The 18084-nt window shown below is 70.5% G+C and carries 21 protein-coding genes; 7 read left to right on the forward strand and 14 right to left on the reverse strand.

The window, feature by feature from the left end; translation table 11 throughout:
- The gene (locus ACFFCA_RS02500) at positions 1–240 is read right to left on the reverse strand and encodes a helix-turn-helix domain-containing protein (RefSeq protein ID WP_375481475.1); all 240 of its coding nucleotides are present in this window, start codon (positions 238–240) and stop codon (positions 1–3) included.
- A gap of 230 nt (positions 241–470) precedes the next feature.
- Positions 471–2090, reverse strand: a complete 1620-nt coding sequence (locus ACFFCA_RS02505; protein WP_375481477.1) for an ABC-F family ATP-binding cassette domain-containing protein — start codon at positions 2088–2090, stop codon at positions 471–473.
- A 133-nt stretch (positions 2091–2223) separates the two neighbouring features.
- On the opposite strand from ACFFCA_RS02505, the gene ACFFCA_RS02510 reads away from it, so the two are divergent.
- Positions 2224–3207, forward strand: a complete 984-nt coding sequence (locus ACFFCA_RS02510; RefSeq protein ID WP_375481479.1) for a neutral zinc metallopeptidase — start codon at positions 2224–2226, stop codon at positions 3205–3207.
- A gap of 87 nt (positions 3208–3294) precedes the next feature.
- On the opposite strand, the gene ACFFCA_RS02515 is transcribed toward ACFFCA_RS02510, so the two are convergent.
- The 10 genes from ACFFCA_RS02515 to ACFFCA_RS02560 all read right to left on the reverse strand — a co-directional run bounded on the left by ACFFCA_RS02515 (position 3295) and on the right by ACFFCA_RS02560 (position 11469).
- Complete coding sequence (locus ACFFCA_RS02515) at positions 3295–3603, reverse strand: DUF3817 domain-containing protein (RefSeq protein WP_375481480.1); 309 nt, start codon at positions 3601–3603, stop codon at positions 3295–3297.
- Between the two features lie 11 nt (positions 3604–3614).
- Complete coding sequence (locus ACFFCA_RS02520; protein WP_375481482.1) at positions 3615–4838, reverse strand: acyl-CoA dehydrogenase family protein; 1224 nt, start codon at positions 4836–4838, stop codon at positions 3615–3617.
- A gap of 100 nt (positions 4839–4938) precedes the next feature.
- Positions 4939–5229 carry a DUF1330 domain-containing protein gene (locus tag ACFFCA_RS02525; protein ID WP_375481484.1) on the reverse strand — a complete coding sequence of 97 codons (291 nt, stop codon included), beginning with the start codon at positions 5227–5229 and terminating at the stop codon, positions 4939–4941.
- Positions 5226–5573, reverse strand: coding sequence for a metal-sulfur cluster assembly factor (locus tag ACFFCA_RS02530; RefSeq protein WP_375481486.1), 348 nt, complete (start codon positions 5571–5573; stop codon positions 5226–5228). The genes ACFFCA_RS02525 and ACFFCA_RS02530 overlap by 4 nt, the downstream gene beginning before the upstream one ends.
- Positions 5570–6049: a Fe-S cluster assembly sulfur transfer protein SufU gene (sufU, locus tag ACFFCA_RS02535; protein WP_375481488.1), complete on the reverse strand. Its 480-nt coding sequence runs from the start codon at positions 6047–6049 to the stop codon at positions 5570–5572. The genes ACFFCA_RS02530 and sufU overlap by 4 nt, the downstream gene beginning before the upstream one ends.
- Positions 6050–6071: 22 nt before the next feature.
- Positions 6072–7349 (reverse strand): cysteine desulfurase, encoded by a 1278-nt coding sequence (locus ACFFCA_RS02540; protein WP_375481490.1) that lies wholly within the window; start codon positions 7347–7349, stop codon positions 6072–6074.
- Between the two features lie 2 nt (positions 7350–7351).
- Complete coding sequence (gene sufC, locus ACFFCA_RS02545; RefSeq protein ID WP_375481492.1) at positions 7352–8116, reverse strand: Fe-S cluster assembly ATPase SufC; 765 nt, start codon at positions 8114–8116, stop codon at positions 7352–7354.
- A complete protein-coding gene (gene sufD, locus ACFFCA_RS02550; protein ID WP_375481494.1) occupies positions 8113–9279 on the reverse strand; it encodes a Fe-S cluster assembly protein SufD in 1167 nt (388 codons plus the stop codon). Before sufD ends, sufC begins: the two co-directional genes overlap by 4 nt.
- Before the next feature lie 16 nt (positions 9280–9295).
- Positions 9296–10726, reverse strand: a complete 1431-nt coding sequence (gene sufB, locus ACFFCA_RS02555; protein WP_375481496.1) for a Fe-S cluster assembly protein SufB — start codon at positions 10724–10726, stop codon at positions 9296–9298.
- Entirely contained in the window at positions 10723–11469 is a 747-nt protein-coding gene (locus ACFFCA_RS02560; protein WP_375481498.1) for a helix-turn-helix transcriptional regulator, read from the reverse strand. The genes sufB and ACFFCA_RS02560 overlap by 4 nt, the downstream gene beginning before the upstream one ends.
- Positions 11470–11582: 113 nt before the next feature.
- On the opposite strand from ACFFCA_RS02560, the gene ACFFCA_RS02565 reads away from it, so the two are divergent.
- The 5 genes from ACFFCA_RS02565 to ACFFCA_RS02585 all read left to right on the forward strand — a co-directional run bounded on the left by ACFFCA_RS02565 (position 11583) and on the right by ACFFCA_RS02585 (position 15498).
- Positions 11583–12257 (forward strand): lysophospholipid acyltransferase family protein, encoded by a 675-nt coding sequence (locus ACFFCA_RS02565; protein ID WP_375481500.1) that lies wholly within the window; start codon positions 11583–11585, stop codon positions 12255–12257.
- Between the two features lie 42 nt (positions 12258–12299).
- Positions 12300–13244 (forward strand): ATP-binding cassette domain-containing protein, encoded by a 945-nt coding sequence (locus ACFFCA_RS02570; protein ID WP_375481501.1) that lies wholly within the window; start codon positions 12300–12302, stop codon positions 13242–13244.
- Positions 13241–14044 (forward strand): ABC transporter permease, encoded by an 804-nt coding sequence (locus tag ACFFCA_RS02575; protein ID WP_375481503.1) that lies wholly within the window; start codon positions 13241–13243, stop codon positions 14042–14044. Before ACFFCA_RS02570 ends, ACFFCA_RS02575 begins: the two co-directional genes overlap by 4 nt.
- Before the next feature lie 128 nt (positions 14045–14172).
- The gene (locus ACFFCA_RS02580; protein WP_375481505.1) at positions 14173–14364 is read left to right on the forward strand and encodes a hypothetical protein; all 192 of its coding nucleotides are present in this window, start codon (positions 14173–14175) and stop codon (positions 14362–14364) included.
- A 144-nt stretch (positions 14365–14508) separates the two neighbouring features.
- Positions 14509–15498 carry a heme A synthase gene (locus tag ACFFCA_RS02585; RefSeq protein WP_375481507.1) on the forward strand — a complete coding sequence of 330 codons (990 nt, stop codon included), beginning with the start codon at positions 14509–14511 and terminating at the stop codon, positions 15496–15498.
- Here ACFFCA_RS02585 and ACFFCA_RS02590 read toward each other — a convergent pair.
- On the reverse strand, positions 15482–16756 hold the full coding sequence (locus tag ACFFCA_RS02590) for a DUF445 domain-containing protein (RefSeq protein ID WP_375481509.1): 1275 nt from the start codon (positions 16754–16756) through the stop codon (positions 15482–15484). The genes ACFFCA_RS02585 and ACFFCA_RS02590 overlap by 17 nt on opposite strands.
- Entirely contained in the window at positions 16753–17628 is an 876-nt protein-coding gene (locus tag ACFFCA_RS02595; protein WP_375481511.1) for a RimK family alpha-L-glutamate ligase, read from the reverse strand. The genes ACFFCA_RS02590 and ACFFCA_RS02595 overlap by 4 nt, the downstream gene beginning before the upstream one ends.
- Before the next feature lie 129 nt (positions 17629–17757).
- Between ACFFCA_RS02595 and ACFFCA_RS02600 the strand changes: the two genes are divergently transcribed.
- The coding region (locus ACFFCA_RS02600) for a DUF2510 domain-containing protein (protein ID WP_375481513.1) at positions 17758–18084 on the forward strand (327 nt) is incomplete at its 3' end.

Raw genomic sequence — 18084 nt, forward strand, 5'->3', positions numbered from 1 at the left:
CTACTTCTTGGCCCGTGCCTTCTGCTTGCCGGCGGCGGCCTTCGTCCGCGTGGCGCCCCCGCGCCCGCGCAGCGTGACGCCGGACTCCGACAGCACGCGGTGCACGAACCCGTACGAGCGGCCGTGCTTGTCGGCGAGCTCGCGAATGCTGGTTCCCTTGTCGTAGGCCTTCTTCAGGTCCGTCGCGAGCTTGTCGCGTTCGGCGCCGGTGATCCGGGCGCCCTTCTTCAGCACTGCCATGATGTCTCCCCTGATCGTTCTGGGTGCGCGTGTGTTCGGCATGCGGCGACCGGCTGCCGCATGATCATTGGTAGCAGCCGGATCCGAACCCGGGCAAGATCGACTCGGACGATCCGCGACACGCCTGCCGCGCAAGCCGGGTAGGTCAGGCATTTGCCGCCCGTCCCGGACGTCACCCGTCGAACGCGTGCCAGCCTCACAGGTGCTTCCTGGCCTGCGAGTGGCCCGCTTCAGGCGAGGGCGATGAGCTCGGCGAGGTCGGGGCTCCACTGGTCCTCGACCCCGTCGGGCAGCAGGATGACCTTGTCGGGCGAGAGCGCCTCGACGGCCCCCTCGTCGTGGGTGACGAGGACGATGGCGCCGGCAAAGGTGTGCAGCGCGTCGAGCACCTGTTCGCGTGACACCGGGTCGAGGTTGTTCGTCGGTTCGTCGAGGAGCAGCACGTTCGCCGCGCCGGTCACGAGCATGGCCAGTGCCAGCCGGGTCTTCTCGCCGCCGGACAGCACCCCGGCCGGCTTGTCGACGTCGTCGCCGCTGAACAGGAACGCACCGAGGATCTTGCGCAGGTCGGTGTCGTTGAGGTCCGAACGCCCGACGGCCGAGGCCGAGCTGCGCATGTTTTCGAGGATCGTCCGGTCGTGGTCGAGGGTCTCGTGCTCCTGGGCGTAGTACCCCAGCCGCAGACCGTGGCCGGGCACCACCTCGCCGGTGTCCGGGTTCTCGTTGCCGGAGAGCAGCCGCAGCAGCGTGGTCTTCCCGGCGCCGTTGAGGCCCAGCACCACGACCCGCGCACCACGGTCGATCGCCAGGTCGACGCCGGCGAACACCTCCAGCGAGCCGTAGGACTTGGAGAGACCCTCGGCGGTGAGCGGGGTCTTGCCGCACGGGGCGGGCGCGGGGAAGCGGAGCCGGGCGACGCGGTCGGACACCCGTACGGCGTCGAGCCCAGCGGCCAGCGCCGCGGCGCGGCGATCCATCTGGTGGGCGGCGCGGGCCTTGGTGGCCTTGGCGCGCATCTTGTCGGCCTGCCCCTTCAGCTGGTCGATCTTGCGCTCGGCGTTGGCGCGTTCGCGGACGCGACGCTTCTCGTCGGCCTCGCGCTGCTTGAGATAGGTCTTCCAACCGACGTTGTAGACGTCGACGGCGGAACGGTTGGCGTCCAGGTACCAGACCTTGTTGACCACGGCGTCGAGCAGCGAGACGTCGTGGCTGATGAGCACCAGTCCCCCGGTGTGCTGGCGCAGGAAGTCGCGCAGCCAGACGATGGAGTCGGCGTCCAGGTGGTTGGTCGGCTCGTCCAGCAGCAGCGTGGTGGGCTCGGCACCGGAATCGGCGAACAGGATGCGTGCCAGCTCGACGCGGCGTCGTTGCCCTCCGGACAGCGTCGAGAGCGGCTGCTCCAAGACGCGGTCGGGCAGGCCCAGGTTGGCGCAGATCCGGGCCGCCTCGCTCTCGGCCGCGTAGCCGCCGAGCGCCGTGAACCGCTCGTCCAGCGAGCCGTAGCGGCGCAGCAGCGCCTCGTCGTCGGGCGTCTCGCCGAGCTGCACCTGGGCCTTGGCGATCTGGGTGACCAGCACGTCCAGGCCACGGGCCGACAGCACGCGGTCGCGGGCCAGCACGGTCAGGTCGCCGTCACGAGGGTCCTGGGGCAGGTAACCCACCGGCCCGGTGGTGTCGAGCCGGCCCGTGTGCGGCAGCGTCTCCCCGGCCAGCACCCGTAGGCTGGTCGTCTTCCCCGCGCCGTTGCGGCCGACGAGCCCGATGCGGTCGCCGGCCTGGACACGCAGGGTGGTGGGTTCGAGCAGGATGCGCGCGCCGGCGCGCAGCTCGAGGTCATGAGCGGTGATCACGGAAACTCCAGACGATGGGTATGGCGGGGACGCGCCGTCCTGAGCAGGGCTCAGTGGCGTCCGGTCACTCCCGCTGGATCACCCGTCTACGGTACAAGGTGGGACGACCCGGACCGACCGATCGGAGTGAGTCGTGCGATACAACGACGACGCGCAGCTCGACACCTCGGAGGTGACGGACTCCCGCGGTGGGTCCGGCGGCGGGTCCATGGCGGGCGCCGGGATCATCGGGCTGCTCATCCCGCTGCTGTTCCGGGGTCGTAGTGGCAAGTTCAGCGGGGTGCTCGTCATCGTCGTCGTGGGCGTGGTGGTGCTGCTGCTGAGCCGCGGCGGGTCCGGCGGCGGCCAGGGTGTGCTGGGGCAGTTGGGCCAGGGCAACAACCCGGCGACGGCGAGCAACACCGACCTCGCCCGGGAGTGCAAGACCGGCGCCGACGCGAACAGCAAGCTGGAGTGCGCGGTCGTCGCCGACATCAACTCGGTGCAGGACTACTGGGTCGCCGCGTACCCGTCGCTGGCGACCCACTACCGCGGCGCGGCGCCGTCCTACACCGAGGTCGACACGGTGTTCTTCACCGGGCAGGTGTCGACGCGCTGCGGTGCGGCGACCAGCGACGCCGGCCCGTTCTACTGCCCGGGCGACAAGCTCGTGTACATCGACCTCAGCTTCTACAACCAGCTCAAGAGCCAGTTCGGTGCAGAGGGTGGCCCGCTGGTCAACGCCTACGTGCTCGCCCACGAGTACGGCCACCATGTGCAGGATCTGCTCGGCACCGAGTCGAAGGTACGTACGCGCCAGGGTGCGTCCTCGGACTCGGTGCGCCTGGAGCTGCAGGCCGACTGCTACGCCGGCGTCTGGATGAACCACGCCAGCCAGCCTGCGGGCGGTCACCCGGCGCTGATCACCGGCATCACCCAGGCCGACCTCGACAGCGCCGTCGACACCGCGCAGCGCATCGGCGACGACTACATCCAGAAGAAGCTGGGCAACGGCACCGTCGATCCCGACAGCTTCACCCACGGGTCGTCGGCGCAGCGCAAGAAGTGGCTGACGACCGGCTACCGCAGCGGCGACGCGCTGCAGTGCGACACGTTCTCCACGTCGAACCTCGGCTAGCACTGGCCTCGGCCGCGCCTGGGGAGTACCGGGCGGCGTCCCCGCCCAGGACGGGCGGCGCAGGACGGACGGGTCGCCCTCGCGGGATCAGCGCAGGTCGTTGCGGCGGGCCACCACGAAACCGCCGAACGGGATGATCGAGTCGAGCAGCACGATGCCGGTGGTGCGTCCGTCCCAGCCGACCCGCCGGCGCACCTCGAACAGCGCCAGCAGGACGTACACGATGAACAGCACGCCGTGGATCGGGCCCATGATCTGCACGCCGAGCTGCTTGTGCGGCGACGTGGCGTACTTGACGATCGTCGCCACGATGAGGATCAGCCAGGACGTCGCCTCGAGAACCGCCACGAGCCGGAACGCCTTCACCGTGGGCGAGGTGGTGGACGTGCCGGCCATGGGTGCTCCGATCAGGTGAAGGCGGACAGTCCGGTGATCGAACGCCCGACGATGAGGGTGTTGATCTCGCGCGTGCCCTCGTAGGAGTACAGCGCCTCGGCGTCGTTGAAGGGTCGGGCGATGCCGTACTCCAGCAGGATGCCGTTGCCGCCCAGGATCTCACGTGCCCAACCGACACACTCACGCAGCCGGGACGTGCAGAACGACTTCGCCAGTGCTCCCTGCTCGTCGTGGAACACGCCGTCGTCCTGCAGCTGGGCGCCGCGCACGGCCATGCCGAGGGACGCGGTCAGGTTGCCGAGGATGCGGGCGAGCAGGTCCTGGACCAGCTGGTTCGCACCGATGGGCCGGCCGAACTGCACGCGGTCCTTGGCGTACTGCACCGCGATCTCGTAGACGGCGGTCATGACGCCGACGGCGCTCCACGCCACGCTGCCGCGCGTGCTGCGCAGGATGGAGTTGGTGTCGTCGAAGGAGTCGGCGTGCTGCAGCCGGTTCGCCTCGGGCACCCGCACGCCGTCCAGGGTCAGGTCGGCGTTCTGCGTGATGCGCAGCGCCATCTTGTTCTCCATCTTCGCCGACGAGAACCCGGGCATGTCCTTCTCGACCACGAAGCCGCGGACCCCACCGTCGCTGCCGTCCGTGACGTCCTTGGCCCAGACCACCACCAGGTCCGCGAACGTGCCGTTGCCGATCCACCGCTTCGCGCCGTCCAGTACCCACTCGTCACCGTCGCGGCGTGCCGTCGTCTCGAGGCCGCCCGCGACGTCCGAGCCGCCGTGCGGCTCGGTGAGCCCGAACGCGCCGACCTGGTCGAGGTGGCGCATCGCGGGCAGCCAGCGCTCACGCTGCTCGTCGGAGCCGCACTGGGCGATGCTGCCCATGGCCAGCCCGCTGTGGACGCCGTAGAACGAGGCGAACGAGGCGTCGATGCGCGCGAACTCCAGCCCGACGAACCCGGACAGCAACCGGCGCCGGGCCTTGCGGTCGGCGAGGTCGATCGACAGACCCATGACGTCGAGCTCCGCCAGCTCCGGGATCAGCTGATGTGGGAACTCCGACCGCGACCAGTAGTCGTCGGCGATGGGCGCCACGTTCCCGGTGAGCCAGGCCCGTAAGCCGGCCAGCAGGGCTTGCTCGTCGGGGTCGAGCAGCGAGCGGTACCCGAAGAAGTCCGGGTCGATGTCGGCGCGTGCCCCGGGAAGGGGGCCGCCGTCACGCGGTGCGTCAGCCATTGACCTGTCGTATCCAGCGCACGCGGCCCGCTAACCAGGCGTCGGTCCTTGGTGGACGCGGTGGGCGCCGGCACCGGTGGGCTCCTGCGCGAGGCGAGACCTAGTCGACGCCGGGGACGATCCGCATGTCTCGGACCGCTCCCCCGTCGAGCGCGGCCAGTGCCTCGGCGTAGGCGGGGCTGTCGTGGGCGTCACGCGCGGCCTGCACCGAATCGAAGCGGATGACGACGACGCGCGTCTCAGCCCCCTCCTCGTACACCTGCTCGGGCATGCCCCGGGCGACGAACGTGCCGCCGGCCGCCTCGAGGGCAGGGCCGGCGAGGGCGGCGTACGCGGCCACCTTGTCCTGGTTAAGGACCTCGCGGTAGGTCGTGACCCAGTAGGCGCTCATACGTTGAAGCCCAGGGCCCTCAGCTGCTCCCGGCCGTCGTCGGTGATCTTGTCCGGGCCCCACGGCGGCATCCAGACCCAGTTGATCTTGGCGTCGGTGGCCAGCGGCTTCGGGCCGCCGGTCAGGGCCGAGTGCGCCTGGTCCTCGATGACGTCGGTGAGCGGGCACGCCGCCGAGGTCAGGGTCATGTCCAGGGTGATCACGACGCCGCTCTCGGCCTCGTCGACGGTTACGTCGTACACGAGACCCAGGTCGACGACGTTGATGCCGAGCTCGGGGTCGACGACGTCGCGCATCGCCTCGTCGATCTCGTCGCGTGACGGAACGGTGGTGGCTGCGGTCATGACGCCCTTCCTTCGGCTGTCGTCGGTTCGGCCGGTGTGGCCCCGGCAGAGGCCACGGCGCTCTTCATGGCCATCCAGCCCAGCAGCGCGCACTTCACGCGTGCCGGGTACTTCGAGACGCCCTCGAACGCGACGGCGTCCTCGAGCTCGTCGGCCTCGTCCTCGCTGAGCTCGGCCGTGCCACGCGACTGCATGAGCTGCAGGAAGCGGGCCTCCAGCTCGAGCGCGTCGGAGACCGGCTTGCCGCTCACGAGCCCGCTCATCACCGACGTGGACGCCTGGCTGATGGAACAGCCCTCGCCGTCCCAGCCCAGCTCGGCGATCTCGCCGTCGACGACGCGGACGCGCAGGGTGACCTCGTCACCACAGGTCGGGTTGACGTGGTGCACCTCGGCGTCGTACGTCTCGGGCAGGCCGCGGTGCTGCGGGTGCTTGTAGTGGTCCAGGATGATCTCCTGGTACATCGACTCGGTCATCGTGCCTTCTCCGTGCGAGCGCTCATCTGGCGAACATCTCCGCGACCTTGCTGAGACCCACCACGAGCTGGTCGATCTCGTCGGTGGTCGTGTACACCCCGAACGACGCCCGCGTGGTCGCCGGTATTCCGTAACGCACGCACACCGGCCGCGCGCAGTGGTGACCGGCGCGGACCGCGATGCCGTACTCGTCGAGCAACTGGGCGACGTCGTGCGGGTGCACCCCGTCGATCGTGAAGGAGATGGTGGCGCCGCGGTCGACGTTGTCGGCCGGGCCGATGACGGTCAGGCCGGGGACGGCCTGCAGCCGCTCGAGGGCGTACCCGGTGATCTCGTGCTCGTACTCGCGGACGCGGTCGAGCCCCAGTTCGGTGAGCCAGTCGATGGCCGTACCCAACGCGACGGCCTGGGCGATCATCGGTGTGCCGGCCTCGAAACGGTGCGGCGGCGCGGCGAAGGTCGAACCCTCCATGCTGACGGTCTCGATCATCTCGCCACCGCCGAGGAAAGGCGGCAGCGCGGCGAGCAGGTCGTAGCGCCCCCAGAGCACGCCGACACCGGTGGGCCCGTAGACCTTGTGACCGGTGAAGGCCAGGAAGTCGACGCCGAGGTCCTGGACGTCGAGCGGCAGGTGCGGCGCGGCCTGCGCGGCGTCGAGGATGGTGACGGCGCCGACCGACCGAGCGCGTTCGACGATCCGCTTGACGGGGTTGACGGTGCCCAGCGCGTTCGACACGTAGGCGAAGGCCACGATCTTCGTGCGCTCGGTGATGACCTCGTCGATCATCGCGTCCTGCAGCCGCCCCGCATTCGGGCCGTCGGTGTCGACCGGGATCCACCGGAACGTGGCACCGGTGCGCTGCGCCAGCTGCTGCCACGGGACGATGTTGCTGTGGTGCTCCATCTCGGTGACCACGATCTCGTCACCCGGGCCGAGCGCGAGACCCTCGGCTCCCGGGAACGTCGACGCGTTCGAGAAGGAGTAGGCCAGCAGGTTGAGGGCCTCGGTGATGTTGCGGGTGAAGATGACCTCGTCCCGCGACGGCGCGTTCAGGAACGCAGCCACCTTGTCGCGGGCGCCCTCGTAGGCGTTGGTGACCTCGCTGCCGAGGGTGTGAACGGCACGCGCGACGTTCGCGTAGTGGTTCGCGTACAGGTCGGCCTCGGCGTCGATGACCACCTGCGGCTTCTGGGCGCTGTTGGCGCTGTCGAGGTAGACGAGCGGGACGCCGTGCACCTCGCGCGCCAGGATCGGGAAGTCCTTGCGGACCGCCTCGACGTCGAGCCCTCCGACGGTCATGGCTACGCGCTCGCCGTCTCGTTCACCCCGAAGCGGTGGTAACCCTCGGTCTCCAGCTTCTGCGCGAGCTCGGGGCCACCGGACTCCGCGATGCGCCCGTCGAAGAAGACGTGCACGAAGTCGGGGTGGATGTAGTTCAGGATGCGCGTGTAGTGCGTGATCAGCAGGGTGCCGATGCCGCCCTCACGAGCGCGGTTCACACCGGCGCTGACGACGCGCAGGGCGTCGACGTCCAGGCCGGAGTCGGTCTCGTCGAGGATCGCGATCTTGGGCTGGAGCAGCTCCAGCTGCAGGATCTCGTGGCGCTTCTTCTCGCCGCCGGAGAAGCCCTCGTTGACGCTGCGGTCGGCGAAGGCCTTGTCCATCTCCAGCTCGGCCATGGAGGTGTTGACCTCCTTGACCCAGGTCCGCAGCTTCGGGGCCTCGCCGCGGACGGCGGTGGCTGCCGTGCGCAGGAAGTTCGACACCGACACGCCGGGTACCTCGACCGGGTACTGCATCGCCAGGAACAGCCCGGCGCGGGCGCGCTCGTCGACGGTCATGGCCAGCACGTCGGCCCCGTCGAGGGTGACGGTGCCGCCGGTGACCGTGTACTTCGGGTGGCCGGCGATCGAGTAGGCCAGCGTCGACTTGCCCGACCCGTTCGGGCCCATGATGGCGTGCGTCTCGCCGGAGGAGACGGTGAGGTCGACGCCCTTCAGGATCTCGGTGGTGCCCTCGGCGTCGCCGACGGTGACGTGCAGGTCGCGGATCTCCAGGGTGCTCATGCGGTCTCGTCCTCAGAATCTTCGGTGTCGATGGCTTCGGCGGTGAAGCCCAGCCGGGCCTCGATGGTGGTCATGACGCGCGTCTGCAGCGCTTTGATGCCGATGCGTTCGACGACATCGGCGAAGAACCCGCGCACGACCAGGCGGCGGGCCTCGTCCTCGGGGATACCGCGGGACTGCAGGTAGAACAGCTGCAGGTCGTCGAAGCGGCCCGTGGCGCTGGCGTGGCCGGCGCCGGCGATGTTGCCGGTCTGGATCTCCAGGTTGGGGACCGAGTCGGCGCGCGCACCGTCGGACAGCAGCAGGTTTCGGTTCATCTCGTAGGTCTGCGTGCCGGTGGCCTCGGGCCGGATCCGGACGTCACCGATCCACACCGTGCGGGCCGTGTCGCCCTGCAGGGCGTGCTTGTAGAGCACGTCGGAACTGCACTGCGGCACCGCGTGGTCGACGAACAGACGGGTCTCGATGTGCTGGCCGGCCTCGGCGAACGCGACGCCGAGCAACTCGGCGCGACCGCCCGGGCCGGCGTACTGCACGGTCGGGGCGACGCGCACGACGCCACCACCGAGACCGATGTTGACGTGGCGGAACGTCGCATCCCGGCCGACCTTGGCGGCGTGGGCCACGAGGAGCACGGCGGACGGGCCGCAGTCGTAGAGCGCGACCATGGTCAGCTGGGCACCGTCACCGACGACGATCTCGACGTTGCCGGACACGGTCAGCGCCCCGCGGTGGTCGAACACGACGGTGGCGTGCGAGTTCGCACCGGCCTCGACGATGTGGTGCGAGTAGCCACGACCGCTGACGCCGAAACGCTCGATGACGACGGGTTCGGTGAGCTCGGCGTTCGCGTCGATGACGGTGTGCGTGCCCTTGCGGGCCTGCGTCATCGCGATGGCGCTGGCCTTGTCGGCCGGCGTCAGCACCGAGCCGAAGGCCGGGACCGTCTGCGGGTCGACGATGTCGACCCGCGCCCCGTCGGGCACCGTGGTGGTGCCCTCGACGACGAGGTCCTCGTCGAACGGCTCGAAGAACGGGCGCAGCTTGCTGATCGGGCTGAAGCGCCAGTCCTCGTCGCGGCTCGACGGGGCCTCGAACGCCTCGGGGTCACGTGAGGTGAAACGTTCCGCGGGCGAGCCCGTGGGTTGAAGCAGTGCGGTCATGTGCGTGGCGGACGGCTCAGCCGACCGCTCCCTCCATCTGCAGTTCGATCAGGCGGTTGAGCTCGAGGGCGTACTCCATCGGCAGCTCACGGGCGATGGGCTCGACGAACCCGCGGACGACCATGGCCATGGCCTCGTCCTCGGACAGGCCGCGGCTCATCAGGTAGAACAGCTGGTCCTCGCTCACCTTCGACACGGTGGCCTCGTGACCCATCGAGACGTCGTCCTCGCGGACGTCGACGTAGGGGTAGGTGTCCGACCGGCTGATGTCGTCGACCAGCAGGGCGTCGCACTTCACCGTCGACTTGCTGTGGTGGGCGCCCTTGTTGACCTGGACGAGACCGCGGTAGCTGGTGCGGCCACCGCCGCGCGCCACCGACTTCGAGATGATCGTCGAGGACGTGTGGGGCGCCAGGTGCAGCATCTTGGCGCCGGCGTCCTGGTGCTGGCCCTCCCCCGCGAAGGCGATGGAGAGCACCTCGCCCTTGGCGTACTCGCCGGTCATCCAGACGGCCGGGTACTTCATGGTGACCTTGGAGCCGATGTTGCCGTCGACCCACTCCATGGTGGCGCCGGCCTCGGCCTTGGCCCGCTTGGTGACCAGGTTGTAGACGTTGTTCGACCAGTTCTGGATGGTCGTGTAGCGGCAGCGGCCGCCCTTCTTCACGACGATCTCGACGACGGCCGAGTGCAGCGAGTCCGAGCTGTAGATCGGCGCGGTGCAGCCCTCGACGTAGTGCACGTAGGCGTCCTCGTCGACGATGATCAGCGTGCGCTCGAACTGGCCCATGTTCTCGGTGTTGATCCGGAAGTAGGCCTGCAGCGGGATCTCGACATGCACGCCCTTGGGCACGTAGATGAACGAGCCGCCGGACCACACCGCCGAGTTGAGTGCGGAGAACTTGTTGTCACCCGAGGGGATGACCGAGCCGAAGTACTCCTGGAACAGCTCCGGGTGCTCCTTGAGGCCGGTGTCGGTGTCCATGAAGATGACACCCTGCTTCTCGAGCTCCTCGTTGATCTGGTGGTAGACCACCTCGGACTCGTACTGCGCGGCCACACCGGAGACGAGGCGCTGCTTCTCCGCCTCGGGGATGCCGAGCTTGTCGTAGGTGCTCTTGATGTCGGCCGGCAGGTCGTCCCAGGTGGCAGCCTGCTTCTCGGTGGACCGCACGAAGTACTTGATGTTGTCGAAGTGGATGTCGGACAGGTCCGAACCCCAGCTCGGCATCGGCTTCTTGTCGAAGATCGACAGCGCCTTGAGCCGGTGGGCGAGCATCCACTCGGGCTCGCTCTTCTTGGCCGAGATGTCACGCACCACCGCCTCGGAGAGGCCACGCTGCGCGCTGGCGCCGGCGACGTCGCTGTCGGCCCAGCCGAAGCCGTACCGGCCGAGGGCGTCGATCTGCTCGTCCTGCGTCAGGGTGCGTTCTGGTGCGGTGGTCATGTGCGGTCCTCCCGGATCGGGTGGGTGGTGCGTGGGGGTGCGGGTCGGTACGGAACGTGCGTGGTGCAGACGCCGTCGCCGTGCGCGATCGTGGCCAGGCGCTGTACATAGGTGCCCAACACCTGTTCGAACGCACGTGTTTCCGCTTCACACAATTGCGGGAACTCGGCGGCGACGTGCGCGACCGGGCAATGGTGCTGGCAGATCTGCACACCGGTGCTGTCCTGGCCCGAGGCTCCGACCGCCTGCGTGGTCGAAGCGTAACCGTGCTCGGTCAGGCCGCCGGCGAGGGCGTCGGTGCGCGAGGTGAGCGGCGCGTCGTGGTCGACCCGGTCGGCCAGCAGGCCGGCCAGCTGCTCGGCCCGGTGCGCCGCGAAGGCGGCGACGGCCTGCTCCCCACCGGTGTCGCGCAGGTAGCGCAGCGCGGTGTTGGCGAGGTCGTCGTAGGCATGCGGGAACGACGCGCGACCGGCGTCAGTGACCGCATAGGTGCGGGCCGGTCGGCCCCGTCCGCGGGCGGCGTTGGGGCGGGGGTCGCGCTCGACGAGCACGCCGTCGACGACCAGCGCGTCCAGGTGGCGGCGAATGGCGGCCGCCGACAAGCCCAGCTGCTCGGCCAGGGCGGCGGCGCTCTGCGGCCCCTGCTCGAGCACCGTCCGGGCCACCGCGTCGCGGGTCCGGTCGGCCGTCCGGTCGCAGCCGCCATCGGGCACCAGCGGCCCGGTGGCGGCGACGGTCGACATTTTCACAACATCAGTATGACGTATTTGCCGACCGTATTCACGAAGGGGACCCGCCCGGTCGGGGCCTGATGCGTCACACCTGCGCCGGAAGGGCGACGCGATAGGTTCTCGCCGTGCTCTACCGCGCCCTCCAGCTGACCGTCGCCCCGGCGCTGCGCACGGTCTACCGCCCGGCCGTGACCGGCCTGCACCACCTGCCGCCCGAGGGCGAACCGGTCATCCTTGCGGCGAACCACGTGTCCTTCGCCGACGAGATCTTCACGCCGATCGCGACGCGCCGCCAGGTGTGTTACTTCGCGAAGGCCGAGTACTTCACCACACCGGGCCTCAAGGGCGCCGTGATGGCCGGCTTCTTCAACGGCATGGGCCACGTGCCCGTCGCCCGGTCCGACACCCGCTCGGCCGCCGCGGTCATCGACATCGGCGTCGAGGTCCTCGCCGACGGTCGCACGCTGGGCATCTATCCCGAGGGCACCCGCTCCCCCGACGGGCACCTGCACAAGTTCCGGACCGGCGTGGCCCGCCTGGCCCTGCGCAGCGGGGCGCCGGTCGTGCCCGTCGGGCTCGTCGGCACCCGTGCGGCCCAGCCGCCCGGCAGCAAGATGTGGCACCGCGTCCCGGTCGAGGTCCACTTCGGCGCCCCGCTGCACTTCGGCCACCTCGCCGACCGGGAACGCAGCTCCCGGGTCCTGCGGGAGGTCACCGAGACCGTGCGGGAGAGCGTGCAGGCGCTCTCGGGGCAGCACTACATCGACGCGTTCGCCGGTTCGTCCACCACCACCGCCTGAGGCGCGGCGGGGACGGACGGCCTCCGTTCCTAGACTGTGGGGGTGTCCGCATCCTGTGCCCCGTCGGGGCCGGCCCTGGAGGTCGTCGACCTCGTGAAGGCCTACGGCGACCACCGCGCGGTCGACGGGCTGTCGATGCAGGTGGCGACCGGCACGGTGCTGGCCCTGCTCGGGCCCAACGGGGCCGGCAAGACCACCACGGTCGAGATCTGCGAGGGCTTCCGGCGGCCCGACGGCGGCAAGGTGCGGGTGCTGGGCTGCGACCCGGTCACGGACGCGGCTTCGCTGCGGCCTCGCGTCGGGGTCATGCTGCAGGACGGCGTCGGCGGGTACACGGGGGCTACGGCGCAGGAGCTGCTGAGCCTGTTCGCGTCCTACGCGGCCAACCCGCAGGACCCACACGTCCTGCTCGAGGTGGTGGGCCTGACGGAGGCGTCGGGGACGGCCGTCAAGCGACTGTCCGGCGGGCAGCAGCAACGGTTGTCACTTGCCCTCGCCCTCGTCGGCCGCCCCGAGCTCGTGTTCCTGGACGAGCCGACCGCCGGCATGGACCCGCAGTCGCGGCACGGCACCTGGGATCTCATCCGCGCGCTGCGCGCCGACGGGGTCAGCGTGGTCCTGACCACCCACTTCCTCGACGAGGCCGAGCAGCTGGCCGACGACGTCGTGGTCATCGACCAGGGACGGGTCGTCGCCCAGGGCAGCCCCGCCGAGCTCACCCGTTCGGGAGCCGAGGGCCAGATCCGGTTCCGGGCCGTGCCCGCACTGCCGGTGCACGACCTGCTCACGGCTCTGCCCCCCGGCTGCACCGCCGTTGAGACGGAGCCGGGCCGCTACCTGATCACCGGTGACGTCACCCCTGACCTGCTGGCCACCCTGACCGTCTGGTGTGCAACGCAACAGGTGCTGGCGCGTGATCTGACCGTCGAGCGGCGGACACTCGAGGACGTGTTCCTCGAACTCACCGGCCGCGGGCTGCGCCCATGACCGACGTCGTAGGTGCGGTGCCGGACACCTCGCCCGAACGCGTGTCGTTCGCGCCGGCGCCTGCGGCCGCCTCGCGGGGCACAATGCTGCGCGCCCAGACCGCGATGGAGTTCCGGCTGCTGCTGCGCAACGGCGAGCAGGTCGGGCTCACGCTGCTCATTCCGCTGCTGCTGTTGTTCTTCTTCAACCTGCCGTTGCTGTACTCACTGGGCACGCCACGGCGCATCGACTTCGTGGTGCCCAGCATCATCACCCTGGCGGTGATGTCGGCCGCGTTCACCGGGCTGGCGATCGGCACCGGCTTCGAGCGCAAGTACGCCGTGCTCAAGCGGCTGGGCGCCACCGCCCTGCCGCGCTCGACGCTCGTGCTGGGCAAGACCCTCGCCGTCCTGCTGCTCGAGGTCGTGCAGATCGGGCTCATCTGTGCTGTCGGGCTCGCGCTGGCGTGGCACCCCCACGGCGACCCGTTCTCGGTCGTGCTGCTGGTCGCGTTGGGCACCCTGGCCTTCGGCGGTCTGGGCCTGCTCGTGGCGGGCACGTTGCGCGCCGAGGTCACCCTGGCGGCGGCCAACCTCGTGTGGCTGATCCTGCTGTTCGCCGGAGGCATCGCCATCCCGCTCGACAAGTACGGCACCGCGGCGCGCGACGTCCTGCAGTTCCTGCCGTCGGCCGCCCTCAGCGACGGTCTGCATTCGGTACTGCAGCACCACGCGGGCCTGCCGCTGCGTCCCGTCCTGACCCTGCTCGTCTGGGCGGCGCTGGCCCTGCCCGCGGCGGCCAGATGGTTCCGCTGGGAGTGACCGGGCCCCGACGGTTCTGCCGGCCGTCCGACGCTCTGCCTGCCGTCGACACTCGGCAGGACGCTTCACATCCGGTCCACGGTGCTTCATCATCGGCGTATGTCAGCTGGCCAGCCCGAGACCTAGCCATGGCCATCCAGACCCGGGCGAGCAACCTGCAGGTGTGGCTCGTCGCCATGGGAACGTTCGTCGTCCTGCTGTTCGTCGCCTGGGGCGTCATCGGTGAGTCAGCACCGTTCTGGAAGACCGTGGTCACGGCGGTTGCCGCAGGTCTGGTCGCCGGTGCGACCGGGAGACTCTTCGCGTACCTGCGGCGCTGACGCCGGCGGTGTATCACCGCGTGTCACACCTTTCAGCACCCAGGTGCGTTCACGGCAGGCGCTCGTGACCGGACGCCGAGCCACGGGCCGTACGCTCGTGGTTGTGGACGGTGCGTGCTCGACCCCGGTGGAAGCAGCGCCTCGATGGGCGTGAGCACCGAGCCGCTGTCCAGGTCGCGCAGCACGCCCGCCCGGGACGGCGTGCGGTGGCTCCCCGCCTGGCTGCAGACCGGGCCCGCGCTGCGCCGGCTGGCGCTCACCTCCGTCGTCGCGAACGTCGTCATCGTCGTCACCGGCGGAGCCGTCCGGCTCACCGACTCGGGCCTGGGCTGCCCCACCTGGCCCCGCTGCACCGACGCCTCGCTGACCCCCACGCGGCAGTACGCGATCCACGGAATCATCGAGTTCGCCAACCGTCAGCTGACCGTCGTGCTCGTCGTGGTGGCGCTGGCCACCTGGTTGGTGGCGATGGCCCGGCGCGAGCAGCGCGGCCTGGCCACCTGGGCCGCACTCGGGATCCCGGCCCAGGCCGTCCTCGGCGGGCTCACGGTGCTCACCCACCTCAACCCGTGGCTGGTGGCGGCACACTTCATGCTGTCGATGGCCGTCATCGCCGTCACCTTCCTGCTCTGGTGGCGCCTGCGCGACGCGCGGGGCGTGCCGCCGCTGCCGGCGCCCCTCGTGCGTGTGCTGACGCGGGTCACGGCCGGGGCCGCGCTGGCCACCCTGGTGGTCGGCACCGTGGTGACCGGCAGCGGTCCGCACGCCGGCGACAAGGACACGAGCGGTAAGGGCGCCGGGTACACGGTGCACCGCACCGGGCTCAAGGTCGCCTCGATGTCGCAACTGCACGCCGACGTCGTGATGGTGCTCATCGGGCTCACCGTCGGGCTCGTGGTCCTCGCCTACGCCGTCCACGCCGGCGCCGCGGTCCGTCGCGCCACCGTCGTCCTGCTCGCCGTCGAGCTGGCGCAGGGGGTCATCGGCTTCACCCAGTACTTCCTGCACGTCCCCCCGCTGCTCGTGGGGCTGCACATGCTCGGCGCCTGCCTGGTGTGGCTCGCCGCGCTGCAGGTGCTGCTGCAGACCGAGCCGTTCGCCCGACGCGGGGTCGCGCTCAGAACAGCTGGCTGAGCGTGTAGATCGCCAACCCGGCCAGCGCGCCGACCACGGTGCCGTTGATGCGGATGAACTGCAGGTCGCGTCCCACCTGCAGCTCGAGGCGACGGCTCGTCTCCTCGGTGTCCCAGCGCGACACCGTGCCGGAGATGACGTCGGTCAGGTCGTCGGCGTAGTGGGTCGCGACGTGCCCGGCCAGCCGTTGCAGGGCCTCGTTCACCCGCGCACGCATCGCCGGGTCGTCGCGCAACACCTCGCCGGCGCGGATGGTCAGCGCCTGGGCCGAGCGGCGCAGGTCGGAATCGGGATCGGCGGCGCCGTCGAGGATGATGGTCTTCAGCCCGCCCCAGATGTCCTCGAGGTACGCGTGCACGGCCGGGTGGTCGAGGATCTCGAGCTTGGTCTGCTCGACCTTCGCGATCTGCTCAGGATCATGGCGCAGCCGCTCGGCCAGGGCCCGCAGCTGGTCGTCGAAGCCCTTGCGCAGCCCGTGGCCGTCGTCGGCAACCACATCCGCCACGAACGACTGCAGCAGCTGGAAGCCCTTGTTGAAGACCCGGTCGTCGACCCAGTCCGGCACCCAGTCCGGGCTCTCGTCGGCCACGCGGCGCCGCAACTCGCTGCGGTTCTCGCGCAGGAAGGTCTGCAGACCCTTCAGCGTGCTCGTCAGCGCGGCCTGGTGCTGGCCCGAGTCGCAGACCGCCTCGAGCAGCCGCGCGAGCAGCGGCGACATGTCGGTCTGGCGCAGCCGCTTGTCGGCGAAGGTCGCCACCGAGTGGCGTAGCTGGTCGTCGCGCAGCATGGCCGCCATCCCGCTGACGCTCTGGCTGAGCTCCTGCGCCAGCCGCGCGGCGTGCTCGGGGTCGGCCAGCCACTGGCCCACGCGCTGCGGGACACGAGCCGCGGCGAGGCGCTCGCTGAGGATCTCGGTGGTGAGGAAGTACTCGCGGACGAAGCTGGCCAGGCCCTCACCGATCTGGTCCTTCTTGCGCGGGATGATCGCGGTGTGCGGGATCGGCAGGCGCAACGGGTGCCGGAACAGTGCGGTGACGGCGAACCAGTCGGCGAGACCACCGACCATGGACGCCTCGGCCGTGGCCTGCACGTACCCCCAGACGCCGTCGCTGTCGGTGAGGGCGCGGCACAGGACGTACACGACCGCGGCGACGAGCAGCAGCGCGCCGGAGATGGCCTTCATCCGCCGCAGCGCGCGCAGCCGCCCGTCCGCCATCGCAGGGAACGGCGACCCGGCACTCGCCTGGGGCGCGCTCATGCGCGGGCGGCGATCGCTGCGGCGAAGGTCGCGGCGGCGTGGTCGGCCTGCGCCAGGAACAGCGACGGCTCCACGAGCTCGAGCTCCACGACCACCGGCCCGTCCGGGGCCGGCAGCAGGTCGACCCGGGCGTAGAGCGGGGTGCCGAAGCGCGCGCGCACCGCGGCGAGAGCCTGCTCGCCGACCGCGAGCTCCGCGGCGTCGGGCTCGCGCGCCGCGATGGCCTCGGCCTTGTACAGCGCACGCTCGGGGGTGTCGTCACCCGTGAAGGGTGCGTGGCCGGCCGCCAGCATCGGCCCCTTGCGCGCGGCGTGGCTGAACCGTCCCTCGACGTAGACCAGTGCGGTCTCGCCGCGCGTGTCGACGTCGGCCAGGTAGGGCTGCACGAGGGCGGTGTACCCGCCGTCCCGCAGCCGGTCGACGTGGGTCCTGGCCGCGTCCAGACCGGCCTCGTCGGTGCGGAAGCGGCCGACGTCTCGCGACCCCGAACCGACGGAGGGCTTCACCACCACTTCGGCCGCCGGCGGGAACACCGCGGTGTCGCCGGAGTTCGGGGTCGACGTGGCGACCACCGGGACGCCGGCCCCGGCGAGGTCCGCGAGATAGACCTTGTCGCTGTTCCAGTCGACGACGTCGGCGGAGTTCGCGAGCCGCGGCACGGCCGCGGCCCAGGACAGGAAGTCGGCACGCCGCGCGGTGTAGTCCCACGTCGAACGCAGGACGACGAGGTCGGTGGCCCAGTCCGCGCCCGGGTCGTCCCATACCGCCCATACCGGGTCGATTCCCTCGGTTCGGAGGGCAGATTCCAGCAGCCCGGCGTCCTCGTCACCAACCGGTAATCGGCCACAGGTAGCGAGCAGAACGCGAGACATGCCCTAATTCTAGGGAGCCCGAGCGTGCCGGCCGGCCGGAAGGCGCGCGGTGTCGGCCCGTTTCGTGTGATCATCACTGCTCGACCGGGCAACGACGGAACTCGACCGAGCAACGACGGAAGGTATGCAGTGGCAGAAGCCGGGTGGTACCCAGACCCACAGGATTCCCATGCCGAGCAGTATTGGGACGGCCAGAGCTGGACCGGCCAGCGCCGCGGCGCCGGCTCGTCCGGGACGCAGGCGCAGGCAGCCGCGCAGTCCGGTGCTGCGACCGGGGCACCGGAGACCCGCGTCAACCCGACCTTCCAGCCGGGCGCCGAGGGCGGCACGGCACAACCGGCCGCCGGCTACGGCGCCGGCGGTTACGGCGCATCGGACGCCGGGTCCGGCTATGCGGCGCAGGGGCAGCAGGGCTACGGCCAGGGCAGCTACGGCCAGGGCGGTCAGCAGCAGGGC

The organism is uncultured Jatrophihabitans sp., from assembly GCF_964252635.1.
Lineage (GTDB): Bacteria > Actinomycetota > Actinomycetes > Mycobacteriales > Jatrophihabitantaceae > Jatrophihabitans.